This is a genomic window from Pedobacter duraquae, from assembly GCF_004362245.1.
GTDB lineage: Bacteria > Bacteroidota > Bacteroidia > Sphingobacteriales > Sphingobacteriaceae > Pedobacter > Pedobacter duraquae.
Window position 1 is genome coordinate 694,882 of sequence record NZ_SNWM01000002.1, and the last position, 15,287, is coordinate 710,168.

The 15,287-nt window shown below is 41.8% G+C and carries 15 protein-coding genes; 9 read left to right on the forward strand and 6 right to left on the reverse strand.

Annotated elements, in window-relative coordinates; genetic code table 11:
- Positions 1-18 precede the first annotated feature (18 nt).
- The 5 genes from CLV32_RS08995 (at position 19) to CLV32_RS09015 (ending at position 7,727) form a co-directional block, all read left to right on the forward strand.
- Positions 19-1,365, forward strand: a complete 1,347-nt coding sequence (locus CLV32_RS08995; protein WP_133554589.1) for a TolC family protein — start codon at positions 19-21, stop codon at positions 1,363-1,365.
- A 6-nt stretch (positions 1,366-1,371) separates the two neighbouring features.
- Complete coding sequence (locus tag CLV32_RS09000; RefSeq protein ID WP_133554591.1) at positions 1,372-2,541, forward strand: efflux RND transporter periplasmic adaptor subunit; 1,170 nt, start codon at positions 1,372-1,374, stop codon at positions 2,539-2,541.
- Positions 2,542-2,559: 18 nt separating this feature from the next.
- Entirely contained in the window at positions 2,560-5,739 is a 3,180-nt protein-coding gene (locus CLV32_RS09005; RefSeq protein ID WP_133554593.1) for an efflux RND transporter permease subunit, read from the forward strand.
- 150 nt (positions 5,740-5,889) lie between these two features.
- The gene (locus CLV32_RS09010; protein ID WP_133554595.1) at positions 5,890-6,261 is read left to right on the forward strand and encodes a BlaI/MecI/CopY family transcriptional regulator; all 372 of its coding nucleotides are present in this window, start codon (positions 5,890-5,892) and stop codon (positions 6,259-6,261) included.
- Positions 6,258-7,727 carry a M56 family metallopeptidase gene (locus CLV32_RS09015; protein ID WP_133554597.1) on the forward strand — a complete coding sequence of 490 codons (1,470 nt, stop codon included), beginning with the start codon at positions 6,258-6,260 and terminating at the stop codon, positions 7,725-7,727. The genes CLV32_RS09010 and CLV32_RS09015 overlap by 4 nt, the downstream gene beginning before the upstream one ends.
- 39 nt (positions 7,728-7,766) lie before the next feature.
- Here the strand turns inward: CLV32_RS09015 and CLV32_RS09020 are convergent, their stop codons facing one another.
- Genes CLV32_RS09020 through CLV32_RS09035 form a run of 4 tightly spaced genes read right to left on the reverse strand, consistent with a single transcriptional unit; the run spans position 7,767 to position 10,983 of the window.
- Entirely contained in the window at positions 7,767-8,438 is a 672-nt protein-coding gene (locus CLV32_RS09020) for a LytR/AlgR family response regulator transcription factor (RefSeq protein WP_133554599.1), read from the reverse strand.
- Positions 8,435-9,529, reverse strand: coding sequence for a sensor histidine kinase (locus CLV32_RS09025; RefSeq protein ID WP_133554601.1), 1,095 nt, complete (start codon positions 9,527-9,529; stop codon positions 8,435-8,437). Before CLV32_RS09025 ends, CLV32_RS09020 begins: the two co-directional genes overlap by 4 nt.
- Before the next feature lie 30 nt (positions 9,530-9,559).
- A complete protein-coding gene (locus CLV32_RS09030) occupies positions 9,560-10,636 on the reverse strand; it encodes an aminotransferase class V-fold PLP-dependent enzyme (RefSeq protein ID WP_133554603.1) in 1,077 nt (358 codons plus the stop codon).
- A 23-nt stretch (positions 10,637-10,659) separates the two neighbouring features.
- The gene (locus tag CLV32_RS09035; protein ID WP_208110978.1) at positions 10,660-10,983 is read right to left on the reverse strand and encodes a hypothetical protein; all 324 of its coding nucleotides are present in this window, start codon (positions 10,981-10,983) and stop codon (positions 10,660-10,662) included.
- A 71-nt stretch (positions 10,984-11,054) separates the two neighbouring features.
- On the opposite strand from CLV32_RS09035, the gene CLV32_RS09040 reads away from it, so the two are divergent.
- Positions 11,055-11,969: a bestrophin family protein gene (locus tag CLV32_RS09040; protein ID WP_133554607.1), complete on the forward strand. Its 915-nt coding sequence runs from the start codon at positions 11,055-11,057 to the stop codon at positions 11,967-11,969.
- Between the two features lie 143 nt (positions 11,970-12,112).
- On the forward strand, positions 12,113-12,532 hold the full coding sequence (locus CLV32_RS09045) for an OsmC family protein (protein ID WP_133554609.1): 420 nt from the start codon (positions 12,113-12,115) through the stop codon (positions 12,530-12,532).
- Between the two features lie 74 nt (positions 12,533-12,606).
- Here CLV32_RS09045 and CLV32_RS09050 read toward each other — a convergent pair whose 3' ends face one another.
- Positions 12,607-12,780, reverse strand: a complete 174-nt coding sequence (locus tag CLV32_RS09050; protein ID WP_133554612.1) for a DUF3606 domain-containing protein — start codon at positions 12,778-12,780, stop codon at positions 12,607-12,609.
- 133 nt (positions 12,781-12,913) lie between these two features.
- Between CLV32_RS09050 and CLV32_RS09055 the strand changes: the two genes are divergently transcribed.
- The gene (locus CLV32_RS09055; RefSeq protein ID WP_133554614.1) at positions 12,914-13,399 is read left to right on the forward strand and encodes an FKBP-type peptidyl-prolyl cis-trans isomerase; all 486 of its coding nucleotides are present in this window, start codon (positions 12,914-12,916) and stop codon (positions 13,397-13,399) included.
- On the opposite strand, the gene CLV32_RS09060 is transcribed toward CLV32_RS09055, so the two are convergent.
- The gene (locus CLV32_RS09060) at positions 13,396-13,983 is read right to left on the reverse strand and encodes a sigma-70 family RNA polymerase sigma factor (RefSeq protein WP_133554616.1); all 588 of its coding nucleotides are present in this window, start codon (positions 13,981-13,983) and stop codon (positions 13,396-13,398) included. The genes CLV32_RS09055 and CLV32_RS09060 overlap by 4 nt on opposite strands.
- 137 nt (positions 13,984-14,120) lie before the next feature.
- Between CLV32_RS09060 and CLV32_RS09065 the strand changes: the two genes are divergently transcribed.
- Complete coding sequence (locus CLV32_RS09065) at positions 14,121-15,263, forward strand: FecR family protein (RefSeq protein ID WP_133554618.1); 1,143 nt, start codon at positions 14,121-14,123, stop codon at positions 15,261-15,263.
- Positions 15,264-15,287 lie beyond the last annotated feature (24 nt).

Here is a 15,287-nt window from a genome sequence, read left to right on the forward strand (position 1 = left end):
AATTCCCTTTTCTTATATATGAAACCACACAATTTCCTTTTATTTCTGCTTTTTGCAGGGCTAACCCTGCCCTTATCGGGCTACAGTCAGACCACATCAGCAGACAAACAACTCAATAACGCCACCCTGCAGGAAGTCATAGATTTCGCGCTAACAAACAAACCTGGTGTTAAACAATCGCTGATCGATGAAGAAATCGGAGAACGGGACATTAAATCTGCATTATCCGGATGGTTGCCGCAGATTAATGCCAATGGAACCTACAACAATAATTTGAAGCAGCAGGTAAATACGCTGACCACAAATGGCCAGACTTCATTTCTGACACTTGGAACAAGACATACTTCCAGTGTAATCCTGCAGGCAGATCAGCAGTTCTTAAACGCCGGTTTGATCCAGGCATCCAAAGCAGCGAAGTTTTACAGACAGCAATACAAACAGAATACGGAAAACAACAAAATCACAACAGTTGTTGATGTAAGCAAGGCTTATTATGACATCCTGACCAGCAGGGAGCAACTTAACATCATCAACGAAAATATCGCAAGACTTGAGAAACAGTTAAAAGATGCTTCAGCGCAATATGATGTTGGCCTGGTTGATAAAACCGATTATCAACGGGCACAGATCAGCCTGAACAACTCAAGGGCTGATAAAAAGCGTACCGATGAGCTGTTAAAATACAAATATGCCTATCTGAAGGAGTTAATCGGATACAGTCCGGAAGCACCATTTACATTAAATCTTGCCGGCACAAATATGGAAGCGGGCATTTTATTGGATACCACACAACAAACGGCTTATACAAACAGGGTGGAATATCGTTTACTGCAAACACAAAAACAATTGCAACACCTGAATACCAGCTATAATAAATGGACTTACCTCCCTACTATTTCTGGATTTGCTAATTATAGCTTTAATTACCTGAACAACAATTTCAGTAATCTATACGATAACTCCTACCCGGGATCTGTAATCGGACTGAAGTTAAGTATGCCGATTTTCCTGGGTACAAAAAGAACACAGGAAATTAGAAAGTCTGAGCTACAGGAGCGCAGAATCGATTTAGACCTGGTCAACACCAGAAACCAGATCAACACCCAGTATGAGCAGTCCATGGCAACTTATAAAGCCAACTTAAATGACTGGAAAACATCAAAATCGAATGTTGACATCTCCAGACAGGTATATAACACAATCAAATTGCAATATGACGAAGGCATCAAAACCTACCTGGATCTGATGACATCAGAAACCGACCTGCGTACTGCGCAACTCAATTATTTAAATTCACTGTACAGCTTGCTATCCGCAAAACTGGACGTACAACAAGCATTAGGAACAATCACTGTAAATCAATAAGCACAAATGAACACGACGAATTACTTAAAACTAGGCATCGTTATCCTTGGATCAATCACGCTGGCATCCTGTGGTGGTGGCGACAAAGCTGCGCAGCAGCAGGGACCGCCTCCGGCCACACCGGTAACAACATATACAGTAGCTGAGCAACCCGTTGTCACAACAGATACTTATCCTGGTGTGGTAGTAGCCTTAAATGAAGTCGAACTTCGTCCTCAGGTAGGTGGCTACATTACAGCAATTTATGTTAAAGACGGACAAAAAGTAACAAAAGGACAAAAGCTTTACGAAATTGACAGAACAAAATATATCGCCGCTTTTAACAGCGCTAAGGCAAATGTTGCAGTAGCTAAAGCAAACCGCGACAAGGCGAAAAAAGATGCCGACCGTTATACCAGACTTGCTGAGCAGGATGCTGTAGCCAAACAACGTGTAGATTATGCACTTACTGATCTGGCTAATGCCGAATCTCAGGTTGCTGCTGCGCAGGCCGAGCAGTCGTCTGCGGCAAATGATTTACAACGTTCAATCATTGTTTCTCCATTAACAGGAACTATAGGTATCTCGCAAGTTAAACTAGGTGCCCTTGCCTCACCTGGCACTACCCTGCTGAACACGGTATCGACAAACGATCCAATTGCTGTAGACATTTCAGTAAATCAGGCTGAAATTCCAAGATTTGCAGCTTTGCAAAAAAATCCGTCTGCCATTCAGGATTCACTATTCAGCGTTCAGCTTCAGGATGGAAGTATCTTTAAAGGTTTAGGAAGAATCGTTGCTATCGACCGCGCAGTAGATCCACAAACGGGTACAATCAAAGTGAGGTTGAGCTATCCCAATGCCAGCGGAAAACTCCTGGCGGGTATGACAGTAAACCTGAAAGCATTGAACAAGTCGAACGGAAACCAATTGGTTATCCCTTACAAAGCAGTTACAGAACAACTTGGGGAATATAATGTATTTGTTGTTGGCGACAGCAGTAAAGCAGAACCACGTATTATCAAGTTGGGTAAACAATTTGATCAGAGTGTTGCCATTACAAATGGGTTAAAACAAGGTGAGGTCATTGTTGTAGAAGGCGTACAAAATGTAAGACCAGGAGCAGTAGTTAAAGCCGGAACTGCCGGAGAAGCAAATGGACAACAGCCTGCAGCCGCACCTGCAGCAAAAAAATAATTTAAGAATTTCAGATATATGATCTCAGAAGTATTTATAAGACGGCCGGTCACGGCAATTGTCATCTCTATTCTCATCGTACTGATCGGTACCATCGTTATCACTACACTCCCGATTAGTCAATACCCTAACATTGCACCACCAACGGTAACGGTAAGTGGTACGTATACAGGTGCCGATGCTGAAACGGTAGAACAAACAGTAACTACCCCAATTGAAAGTCAGATCAACGGAACGCCGGGTATGAAGTACCTGTCGTCCAACAGTACATCGGACGGCCGCTCAGCAATTACGGTAACATTTGATGTAGGAACCAATATCGACATTGCGGCTCTGGACGTACAAAACCGCGTAGGTATTGCAGAACCTGCTTTACCGGAGGCAGTGAGACGTTTGGGGGTAACCACAAAAAAAGCTAACAATGACATCCTGATGGTGGTGGGTCTGTACTCGCCAAATGGCACATACGACCAGAAATTTATTTCCAACTACGTCAACCTTTACGTTAAAGACGCGCTACTCAGGATTCCTGGTGTAGGTGATGTGCAGGCTTTTGGTCAGCCCTTCAGTATGCGGGTATGGCTTGATGCCAATAAACTGGCCCGTTTAAACCTTACCCCAGCTGATGTTTCTACAGCTATTGCCGAGCAAAATTCCCGTATTCCGGGTGGTACTGTTGGCGGGCCCCCGCAGTCAGATAACCAGACTTTCGAATTCTCGGTAGTATTGGATGGCGATTTGAACACCGAAGAACAGTTTAGAAATATCGTTGTTAAAAACGGAGAAAATGGATCTGCTGTTTATCTAAAGGATGTGGCACGTGTAGAACTGGGCGAGTTCAGTTATGCTACCCGTTCTAAAATCAACGGAAAAGTGGCTTCTATGATGGCCATTAACCAGACTCCGGGTGGAAATGCTGTGCAGACCGCTGATGGTATCGATAAAGCCCTGGAAGAGTTGAAAAAATCTTTCCCTAAGGATCTTGATTATAAAGTAGGTTACGAAACAGTCTCTATTGTAAAGGTCTCCATTAGCGAAGTAATCCACACCTTGGTTGAAGCGCTTATCCTGGTAACCATCGTTGTGTTCTTCTTCCTGCAAAGCTGGAGAGCAACTTTAATTCCAGTACTTGCCATTCCAGTATCCATTATCGGTACGTTTATTCTATTTACCCTTTTCGGTTTCTCTATTAACGTATTAACGATGTTCGGTTTCGTACTCGCCATCGGTATCGTAGTGGATGATGCCATTGTTGTGGTAGAAGCCGTGCAGCATTACATGGACCACGAAGGTCTTTCTGCACCGGATGCTACACGTCGTGCTATGGCCGATATTACAGCTCCGGTAATCGCAATCGCATTAATTCTTGCAGCTGTATTTATTCCGGTAGGATTCATTCCCGGCATGGTTGGACAGCTGTATCAACAGTTTGCCATCACAATCGCCGTATCAGTAATCATCTCTGCATTTATAGCATTATCACTTACTCCGGCATTGTGTTCTTTGCTGCTTACACCAATGAACCTGAGTGAAGACTCCAGAGGACTGAACAAGTTCTTCTTCAAATTCAACAAATGGTTTGCAAAGGTTACGCACAACTATTCCAATGGTGTAAAATGGGCCTTAAAAAAAGCTCCTTTGGTGATGATTATCCTCGCATGTCTTTATGTAGGAACCGTTGGTCTGTTCGTTAAAAAACCTTCTGGATTTATCCCTAATGAGGATGCCGGTATCTTCCTGATGGGAGTTACACTTCCTGAGGGCGCTTCTGGCGCAAGAACAGATGCCTTTATCAAAAGAATTACAGAAGACATCCAGAAAAAACATCCTGAAGTTAAAAATATAACTTCTATCGCAGGTATCAACATCCTGAACCGTTCATTTAAATCCAATGCTGCAACATTCTTCGTTCAGCTCAAAGGATGGGATGAGCGCGATGGCGACGTAGCCAGCACCATTGCTGCGGTTACGCAGGAGTTTGCGGGCGACAAAGATGGTAGTGTGCTCGTGGTAGCACCACCACCTATTCCCGGACTTGGTATTAGTGGAGGTTTCTCATTACAGATCCAGGAAAAACAGACTGGTGATATCAAAAAGTTTGAAGCGAATGTTGGCAAATTCCTCGGTGCCGCCAACCAGCGTCCGGAGATAGCTATGGCCTACACCCTCTTTAACGCGAGAACACCAAATTACCAGGTTCATGTTGACCGTGATCAGGCCAAGAAAATGGGCGTTTCCATTGGATCTGTATACAGTACTATTTCTGCTTATCTGGGTTCTAGCTATATCAACGACTTCACCCGTTACGGAAGGAACTTCCGCGTAGTAACACAGGCAGACACTAACTACCGTTCCCAAATCGAAAACCTAACACAGCTCTACGTAAAAAATGCTGCCGGGACATCGGTACCTTTGAGCTCAATTGTTTCTTATAAAACGGTAGAAAATGCATCTATCATCAATCACTTTAACTTGTTCCGATCTATTGAAATTGCAGGATCGGCAAAACCGGGTTATAGTTCGGGGGATGCACTAAAGGCACTTGAAGAAGTAGCTGCGCAGACATTACCAGCTAACTATGCTTATAATTTCTCTGGCTTGTCGCTTGAGGAAAAAGAGGCTGGAAGCAGTACAACACTGATCTTCGGACTGATTGTTGTCTTTGTGTTCTTGCTATTGGCAGCCTTATATGAAAGCTGGTCTGTACCATTCTCTATCCTCCTTGCCGTACCGCTTGGGTTATTTGGTGCGATACTCGCCCTGACTTTCTTACCTAAATTAGATAACAACATTTATGCTCAGGTAGGTTTGATCACCCTGATTGGTCTATCTGCAAAGAATGCGATTCTGATTGTTGAGTTTGCCAAGGAACGTGTAGATTGGGGTATGGAGCTGATCGCTGCAACGATAGAAGCTGTACGTTTGCGTTTGCGCCCTATTGTAATGACCTCATTAGCCTTTATACTCGGGGTAATTCCGTTGATCATCTCACATGGTGCCGGCGCTGTTTCCCGTATGACCATTGGCTGGACTGTGGCAGCAGGTATGCTCTCAGCTACTATCCTTGCCATATTTATTGTTCCCGTACTTTTTGTATTAATTACAAAACTAGCTTACGGCAAGAAAAAACTGGCAGAGCTACAGGCAAATTACAAACCTGAAGATCACCAGAACACACTTCATGCTGATGAAGACTAATTAATAATAGTTAAAATTGAAGGGGCTTTCTAAACAGAAAGCCCTTTTTTTATGCACTGAACACATTATAAAAAAAACACAACTAAACACTTCGTTTTTAAATTTTATTATTCTACATTAGTAGAACGATATATCTAAACGTAGAAAGAAATGAAATTATCTAAGTCTGAAGAGCAGTTAATGAACCTGATCTGGAAGCACAAAACGGTGTTCCTAAAGGATCTTATTGAAAGTCATGATGATCCCAAACCTGCTACCACAACCGTTGCCACTTTACTAAAACGCATGCAGGACAAAGGCTTTGTAGGCTATAAGCTATACGGCAATTCCAGGGAATATTTTGCTTTGGTAAAAAAGAATGACTATTTCGCCAAACATGTTAAAGGGATGATCCAGAATTACTTCGGAAACTCCGCTTTACAATTTGCTTCTTTCTTCACTACAACCAGTGATCTGACGGCTGATGAACTGGAAGATCTCAAAAAAATAGTTGATCAGGAAATTCAAAAAAAGAAATTATGATACTTTATCTCCTCAAATCACTGATATGTTCAGGATGCTTATACCTGTTTTATCATTTGTTGCTGGAAAAAGAAAAGATGTATCGTTTTAATAGATTTTACTTGTTGTTTAGCATCATCTTTTCGTTTAGCATCCCATTCCTGGAATTGAAAAGGGATATCATTCCCGAGGTTACCCTAAACAGGTTTCAGCCAATTGCCTATAGCGATCCACTGCCGCAATCAATTGCATACGCAACTGCTACACAGGAGGGATTGGTAAACTGGGACTGGCCTCAGGTTGCCAAGCTGGTGTATCTGTTCATATCAACCTTCCTTTTATTGCGGTTCTTTCGGAATATTTACCTGCTTTTCAAGAAAGTTGGGAAGCGGCCATTTTTACGTTATGAGAACGCCAGGCTGGTATTGAATGATGACCATCTCGGTGCCCATAGCTTCCTCAACTATATCTTCCTCGATAAAACCAGCTATCTATCTGGAGCGCTGCCCCTGCAGATCCTGGACCATGAGCTCAGCCATGTGAGGCAAAAACACTCCTGGGATGTCCTTTTCATAGAACTACTCTTTACGCTCGCCTGGTTTAACCCACTTTTGTTGATTTACAGAAAAGCAATTTTACTGAATCATGAATTTCTGGCAGACGAGAGTGTCTTAGCGTTGCACAGCGATACTGCGCAATATCAGGAATTGCTTTTATCAGAAATATTGATGGCAAACACATTATTCATTACCAGCAAATTCAACTATTCGATAACCAAAAAAAGATTAATCATGATGAAGAAACAAGCTAACACCAAAACTACGTTGTTAAAACAACTCACATTAGTTCCATTGCTAACAATAGCCGCCTTTACCTTCTGTGGAAATGTGGAGCAAGTACAAGCACAACAAGAACATGCGCTTGTTGCCGTGATACCGGGGAAAAAAGACAAGGATTCAAAAAAACTAAACTTCGTAACTTTCAGAAGACAGGGTGCCTATACTAACGCAGGAGTATCTGCAAATCTGATGGCCGAGTATCGGGAACTGGCGTCAAAGTTTAAGTTTGATGAGGAGCACCTGAAGGGATTTTTGACAAAGGGCACTGCGGCAGAGCAAAACAGAATGGAGACAATTTGGAAACAGATGAGCTTGAAACAACAAAATGAGCAAGCTATAGCTTTCAACCTGAAGATGGATCCACTGAAGCCAGCGAAAGTGACAGCTGAGCAATTGCAGACCTGGAAAAATCCAACTTATGGCGTCTGGGTGAATGGAAAAAGGATCAAAAACGAAACGCTTGCCAACTACCAGCCAAAAGATTTTGGAAATGTGCACACCAGCAAATTGTACGGCCGTGCTAAAAAGGAAAACAGGACTTATCAGGTAGATTTGATGACCGAGACCTATAGAAAAGAATTCAATGAAAAACTAAAAAATAGTCCAGACTACTATATCGTCTATACTAATACGCCTTATACCAAATAACAAAACAGGGCTCCTGAAATGTTCGGGAGCCCAATTTTATTATTTGAGTTTATTTAATAAATACTTTTTGTACACTTGTCCAACAGGAAGTGTCTGTTGGTCAGCAAGCACCACAGAATCCTGCAAAATGCGGGCTATATAAATTCGGTTGACGAGATAAGAACGATGTATCTGTACAAATTGAACAGGATCCAACTTCTCAAGAATGCCCTTCAAGGTATGATAGATTACGTGTGTCTTTTCTGGAGTTACAATTTTAACATAATCCTTACAGCCCTCTACATACCAGACATCCTGTTGCCGAAGATTCAAAAATCCTCCTTTATCTTTAATGATCAGCGTATGCATCGATTCATTTTCAGCACTCAGGCTGCCCAGTTTGTTTACGGCCGTAACAAAACGTTCATAAGAAAATGGTTTCAGCAAATAGTCTACAGCGTTGAGTTCAAATCCCTCAAAAGCATATTGTTTATAGGCCGTAGTAAAAATCGTTTTAGGCGGTTTTGCTAAAGCTGTCAGAAAACTAATTCCATTAATCAGCGGCATTTCTACATCCAGAAAAAGTAAGTCCACATGATGCTTACCCATATATTCATAAGCTTCAACGGCGTTTCTAAATTTTGCCACCAATGATAAACCTGGCGTTTGCATAATATAATGTTCCAGCACCTGATGTGCCAGCGGTTCGTCGTCGAGGATTACACACTTCATATCAACCTAATTATTAACTGAGCACGATACTCATGCTCTGACTCCGTAAAATTCAATTCATACTTTCCGGGGTAGTAAAGTTCCAGTCTCCTTCGGATATTAGCTAATCCAATACCACCCCTACCCTTTTGCATCCCTCCATGATATTGCAACTTATCATTGACAATACTGAAATTAATTTCTTGATTGGTCACAGTTAACGTTGCATCCACACCTGCAGCATTCTCCAGTTTATGTTTACCATGCTTAAAGCTATTCTCCACCAATGGAAGGAAAAGCAAGGGCGGAACTTTGACCGAAGGGATAACTTCGGGACTATGCATAAAGACTTTCGCTTCGGGAAATTTCTGTTGCTCCAATTCAAAATACCCCTTCAGAAATTCAGCTTCATCATTCAGTTCTACAAATTCCTGATCACAATCATAAAGAATATACTGCATCATTTGCGATAACAGGAGAATAAAGCGTGGCGTTTCTTTGGAGCCCATCAAACTCAAGCCATAGAGGCTGTTGAGCGTATTGAACAAAAAATGTGGTTGTAGCTGTGTTTTCAACATACTCAATTGCAACTGGAGATTATCAGTTTCAACCTGATGTCGCTTCTGCTCCGTCTGATAAGAAAAACGGGCAAAGGCCAGGCACAAAAAAGTAATCAGATCAATCAGCATTACATCAATATCCAGAAACGGGTTTTTGAACAGGTGCGTAAAAAAACGATGTACCGTGCGTTCCTCGGTTCCCTGCATAAAAATCCAGGCCATGCCCTGCATTGCGTAAATATAAACCGGAATAAAGTACACAACGGTGAGCAACAGCAGTAGCCAATACCGTTTAGACCCCAACAACGCCGGAACCATCCACCTGTAATAAGGTATGATGAATACCATGGAACATATGCTATACAGGCATATTTCCAGATAAGGGAAGCTACTGTTGGGAATATGAGGAAGACCTGAACTTTCCAGGTGAGCAGAGTATTTATACATACCCACATAGAACACCCAGATCAATCCTTCGAAAACAGCAGGAAAACTGAAATTTATTTTTTTAACCACATCCCGAAAGTCGTAATAATATTGGAGTACGGGCAAATCTTTCGACTAACGTCACTTTCTACACGATTAAATACCATCCAGCACATCCAATAAATGTTGCAGATCCTGCTCGGTATTATAGAAATGGAAAGACACGCGGATTCCCCTGCCTCGTGCAGTATATTTGATATTTGTACGCTCAAGTTTAGTAAAATCTTCTTCTGCAATGAGCAGGTTAAATATGTTACTGTGCAATTTCCGGTTAACAATTTCCGGAGCTAGCAGACCACGGTCCTCAAATGCTGACTTAGCCTTAACAATTAAATTATTGATCCGATGATCAATGAAGTCCTTTCCTAAATCCTCAAACCAAAGGATACTTTGGTATAGCGTCCCGAATGAGAGGCTGTCCTGATGCCCGCTTTCAAAGTACAGCGATAAAACAGTGCGGTCCTGTAAAAAAGCCTCATTCGGCAATCCCAGTTCTTGATTAGCACTGTAGATATCTGCAGATACCGAAGGCTTCATCAACATAAAACCATTCCCATAACCACCAAGCATCCACTTATAACCACTGGCAATTAGCACGTCGACTCCAGAGGCATCGAAATCAAAACTTTCAGTTCCACAATACTGCGTGCCGTCGGCAACAATCAATAGATCTGGATACAATTGCTTTAAGCGCTTTAAAAACTGCAGGTCAATTTTCAGTCCATTGCTATATTGTACAATACTAAATGCGAATACGTCTGGACGTGTCGCAGCCATTTGAGCCAAAATATTTCCTTCCAGATCTGCATCGGGCAAGACATAGTCTACTGCAAAACCCCTGTTTACAACACTATAATTTACTGCAGGGTAATCTTCTTTAATCAATAGGAAACGGTGACTCGCTGGAATACCTTCCAACAACCTGGCAAATCCATGTGAGAAATTGGGAACAAGAAATGTATGCGCTACCTCCGCATTAAAATATCTTGACAATGCGATCCTGACCTCCTGTAAAAATGCTGGTTGCTCAATCCTAAAATCACTTGCACCATCCATAAAACTCTGGTCGTGCGCCCTACGCCAATCCAGAATCGGTTCTGAAAGAATCCCTGAGTATGCTGTATTCAGATACGTGCTATGTTTTAAAATTGGAAAAAGCGCTTGAAAGTTCATGAACAAATATAATGCAAACCAGCTTAGCTCCTAGCAGCCCATTGATAAAGCTTTCGTTTTTTTAAATAGTTCAAGTCCCTGTCGTGGGCATAGGCCTCCTTTTCAAAACAGATAGCAAAATACGCTTCGTCATGATTTTTATATCGCATACGGTTAAGCAGGTAGTGCCCTAAGTAAATCAGATAAAAAGGAAGAATAAGCAATTCCAGTTGCTGACGAAAATGAATCTCTTCATGATTGATAATTACCGGATCATGTTGAAGGAAGGGCGACTTAAAAAGCATAAAGGGATAGAGCGCCATTGCTGATGCAGGTAAGTCAGGCACAATAATTTTCCAATATCTCATAAGCAAACACATTTTTTGTAAAATAACAAACCAATGTCTGTAAATCAAGAAATAAAAACCAACTTTATCCTATGATCCAAAGGAAAAATGAGAATTGGTTCCGTATGCTTTTTATATGGCAGGGTTCTGTGTTGCCGAAGATCCTTCCCCGATTGGCATTACTTTTCATGTTCACAGTGGCCGTCGTCTATTTCAAGAATGATCTTTTTTACAAAATCCCGCTCAATCCGGCTCCTTTTACGCTGTTCGGTATCGCCCTCGCGCTTTTTTTAGGATTCAGAAATACGGCCAGTTATGATCGGTTTTGGGAAGGCAGAAAATTATGGGGTGCTTTGTTAAATGACACCAGATCTTTAGCGCGCCAATTTCTATCACTCAGTCCTTACGAACGCGACAGCAAGGAGACAACAGCATTTATAAACCTGCTCATCGCCTTAGTCTATGCATTAAAACACCAGCTACGAAAAACCGATGCCGGTACCGACCTTTACAAATATCTGGATGCAAACACCGCTCTGGAGCTATCGGATGTGCACTTTAAGCCTGTTATATTAATGAATAAATTGGCTGCAATGCTAAAGGAAGCACGCCAAAAAGGTGAAATTGATTCAATTACGCTGGTCGCTTTTGATCAGAATCTCGATAAGCTGTCCGATATCATCGGTGGATGCGAGCGACTGGCTTCTACACCAATCCCATATACCTATAAGTTGATGCTACACCGTACCGTGTATCTCTATTGTTTTCTGCTACCCTTTGGGTTTGTTGATAGTCTGGCCTGGATGACGCCGGTTGTAGTCACTTTTATCGCCTACACTTTTGTAGGATTCGAGGCTATTGCCGATGAAATAGAGGAACCGTTCGGTCTGGAGCCCAATGACCTCCCGCTCGACACGATTACACGAATGATTGAAAGCACCCTACTTGAGATGACGGGTCGACCGATGCCAGAACACATAGCAGAAACGGGTTTTATCCTAACCTAAACTTTAAGAAAAAATTACCTCATCCGACTATAAAGATCAGGTTACAAGATTATATTTGTGTAAAAACCCGGTAACATGGTACGTCAACAATAACGTATTAGTCTTGCCTGATCATAAACCAGCATAAACTTAGAAACAAAAACATGAAACGCACAGCACAAGCACATTGGAATGGTACACTTACCGAAGGAAAAGGAGAAATCACTACGCAGAGCACAATTCTGAACAAAACTCAATATTCATTTAAAACACGATTTGCAGATGGCATCGGCACCAACCCTGAGGAATTAATTGCAGCGGCACACGCAGGCTGCTTCACAATGGCTGTTGGCGCTGCTTTATCACAAGCGGGTTTTACACCTGGCGACTTAGATACACAGGCGGTTCTGGATTTAGACATGGTGGCACTTAGCATCACGGGCATTCATCTGGAATTGAAAGGCTCAGTAATCGAAGGTGTGTCAGAAGCGCAGTTCAATGAAATTGCTGAAGGCGCAAAAGCCAATTGTATTGTATCGAAAGCACTTAATGTACCTATCACATTAACTATTCAGTACGCATAGTTTACATATGAAAAATGCCTGCCCAATCGCGATTTGACAGGCAGGCATTTTTTTTAGATTCACACCAATATTTTTTACGTGTTATCCAAAAATATCTTTACGGCACTTACCGAGGGGCCAACCAATGTTACAAGTTCCCGCAGTCGCTCAGGACTTAAGTCGAATCGTTTAGCCCAGATTTCCACCTCATAATTTTCCGCTACATTGATCCGGTCAGTTCCCGGCCAGTTGTCTTTTAACCGTTCCATAATCCACTACATTTGGGTTAAGCCTGAACAACCAGAGGGCAATTATGTTTTCACAATTATCTGTTACATTTTAACATTTCGACCGTTTATTTTAACATTTATCTATAACGGAGAATCATTATATTTGCCACACATGAAATTAACTTTATACACATTACTGGCATTTTGCCTGTTGGGTAGCTTTGCTGCCTGCAAAAAAGATAGTGAAACAGAGACTTATGACCGCGCATTATATTTTGGTCCAGATACCATAGCGATTCGTGCTTATGTTAATGCCAATAAAATTCCTGCAATTAAATCTCCAAGCGGTATCTTCTATCAGATTATAGCACCAGGTACAGGATCTGTTAATTACACCACAGCAACAACAATTGTATGTGACTATGAAGGAAAGCTTTTAAACGGCACTATATTCGACACCACAACTGGAAAAACGGCTTTTTCAACCAATCTTGGTGGCGTAATTACAGGCTGGCAGATTGGTATTCCCCTGATACAGAAGGGTGGAAAAATCAGGTTGATTATGCCTTCCTTCTATGGCTATCAAAACGTCGCTAAAACATCAATTCCGGCAAACTCACCTCTTGATTTTACGATCACGTTGAACGACGTAAATTAAGAGTTAAAAATATCCATCAGGATTACAGTAAGGACGGCCAGGTCTTTAAACGATAACCTCAAAAACTTGAGCGCACGGGTAAGTTGATTTTCTACCGTGCGCTTATCTATACCTAATTTCTCAGCTATCTCGTCGTTAGTCATCATCTGAAAACGGCTGAGTATAAAAATCTCGCGACAGCGTTTAGGTAGCTTTTGCAATTGCAGATCCAGGGCAGTTTTCATGTCCGAATAGGCCAGCAACTCTTCTCCCCCATTATTTACCCGCTCTATGGAGTGCAACTCAATGTCCTCTTTATAATCCAATGGCAACAACTTGAGCACAGCAATCTGCTTATAAACTCTATAACGCGCTGCTGCAGTTATGTAGCCCACGAAAGATTCTATCTGTAGCGTTTTCCGGTTATTCCAGATCGTAAGGAAAACATCATGGACAATTTGCTCACAGGTTTCTGCATCACGCAGATAGGCAAAAGATTTGGCATATATTTTCCCCGAATAACGATGAAAGAGTTCGGAAAATGCCCGCTCATCATCATTACAGATTGACTTTAACAAATCTGAGTCGGTGACTTTTATATCCATATCTGGTCTGGGCTAAAATACAGCTTTTATGAATTAAACGGCCTGTTCGCCATCATTTATAAAATAAATAAAAAATATTTTACAAATGTGTGTGTGTTCCTCGCCCTATAGGGTACTCTATACTTACAAAACCAAATATGACCAGGGAAGACTATATTTTACTGTACGAAAAATACAGATCCGGAGACTGCAATTTACAGGAGATCAGATTACTGGAAAATTACAAAGACGATTTCTCTTTAACGAACGTTGTATGGGACTCCACTTTGGGAGATCACGAAGAAATTACCGCGCGCATTCATGCAAAGCTGACGAATAGCATTACTCATCAAAAAACAAGAAAACTGAGTTGGTTTAACTTCCCTGCTGCCGCCGCTGCTATAGCGTTGATCACACTCAGTGCTGCGCTTTATTTCTACACACAAAAGGAGCCAAAAGAAACACCGAAAGTAAATTACGCAAATACAATCAAGCCGGGGAGCAACAAAGCTATCCTGACACTCGACGACGGCTCGAACATCACCCTCAATAATTCTGAAAACAGCATATTAGCTAATGAAGGTACGGCGATCATTAAAAATGAGGTTGGTGGTAAACTTGTTTATCAGACATCGGGCTCACCTGCTCAAAAGGACCGATTCAACACCATTACCATACCCCGCGGAGGGCAGTATCAATTGCAGTTACCCGACGGCACACAGGTATGGCTAAACGCCGAATCATCGTTACGTTTTCCTGTTGCATTTAATGGGGCCGACCGCAAGGTTGAACTTAAAGGTGAAGCCTATTTTGAAGTTGCAAAAAATAAAGCGAAACCCTTTCGCGTGATTAGCAATGGCACAGAAACAGAAGTGCTGGGCACCCATTTCAACATCAATGCCTATGATCAGCAATCCACCACAACACTTGTTGAAGGATCTGTCAGATTAAAAAAAGAAGGTAAATCAGCTATTTTAAAACCTGGTGAATACGGGACAATAGATGGTACCAGTAATTTCAGTATCGCCAAGGCGGATCTCGAGGCTACCGTTGCCTGGAAAAATGGCATGTTCATCTTCCATGATGAAAACATCAGATCAATCATGGCTAAGGTAAGTCGCTGGTACGATGTTGACGTTAGCTATACCGGAAACACAGCCAACAAAGACTTTTATGGAAAAACATCACGATATAAAAATGTAGATGAGCTCCTCAAGAATATGGAATTAACAGGAACAGTACACTTTAAGATTGAACCTGGTGCAACTGAGAAAGGAAGGAGGATCGTTGTAATGCCTTAACCTGTACTTCATAACAGAATAAAT

Bases quoted from the DNA above. Each gene is read 5' to 3' on its own strand.
- CLV32_RS08995 (WP_133554589.1), top strand. From the start codon at position 19: ATGAAACCACACAATTTCCTTTTATTTCTGCTTTTTGCAGGGCTAACC.
- CLV32_RS09000 (WP_133554591.1), top strand. From the start codon at position 1,372: ATGAACACGACGAATTACTTAAAACTAGGCATCGTTATCCTTGGATCA.
- CLV32_RS09005 (WP_133554593.1), top strand. From the start codon at position 2,560: ATGATCTCAGAAGTATTTATAAGACGGCCGGTCACGGCAATTGTCATC.
- CLV32_RS09010 (WP_133554595.1), top strand. From the start codon at position 5,890: ATGAAATTATCTAAGTCTGAAGAGCAGTTAATGAACCTGATCTGGAAG.
- CLV32_RS09015 (WP_133554597.1), top strand. From the start codon at position 6,258: ATGATACTTTATCTCCTCAAATCACTGATATGTTCAGGATGCTTATAC.
- CLV32_RS09020 (WP_133554599.1), bottom strand. From the start codon at position 8,438: ATGAAGTGTGTAATCCTCGACGACGAACCGCTGGCACATCAGGTGCTG.
- CLV32_RS09030 (WP_133554603.1), bottom strand. From the start codon at position 10,636: ATGAACTTTCAAGCGCTTTTTCCAATTTTAAAACATAGCACGTATCTG.
- CLV32_RS09035 (WP_208110978.1), bottom strand. From the start codon at position 10,983: ATGAGATATTGGAAAATTATTGTGCCTGACTTACCTGCATCAGCAATG.
- CLV32_RS09040 (WP_133554607.1), top strand. From the start codon at position 11,055: ATGATCCAAAGGAAAAATGAGAATTGGTTCCGTATGCTTTTTATATGG.
- CLV32_RS09045 (WP_133554609.1), top strand. From the start codon at position 12,113: ATGAAACGCACAGCACAAGCACATTGGAATGGTACACTTACCGAAGGA.
- CLV32_RS09050 (WP_133554612.1), bottom strand. From the start codon at position 12,780: ATGGAACGGTTAAAAGACAACTGGCCGGGAACTGACCGGATCAATGTA.
- CLV32_RS09055 (WP_133554614.1), top strand. From the start codon at position 12,914: ATGAAATTAACTTTATACACATTACTGGCATTTTGCCTGTTGGGTAGC.
- CLV32_RS09060 (WP_133554616.1), bottom strand. From the start codon at position 13,983: ATGGATATAAAAGTCACCGACTCAGATTTGTTAAAGTCAATCTGTAAT.
- CLV32_RS09065 (WP_133554618.1), top strand. From the start codon at position 14,121: ATGACCAGGGAAGACTATATTTTACTGTACGAAAAATACAGATCCGGA.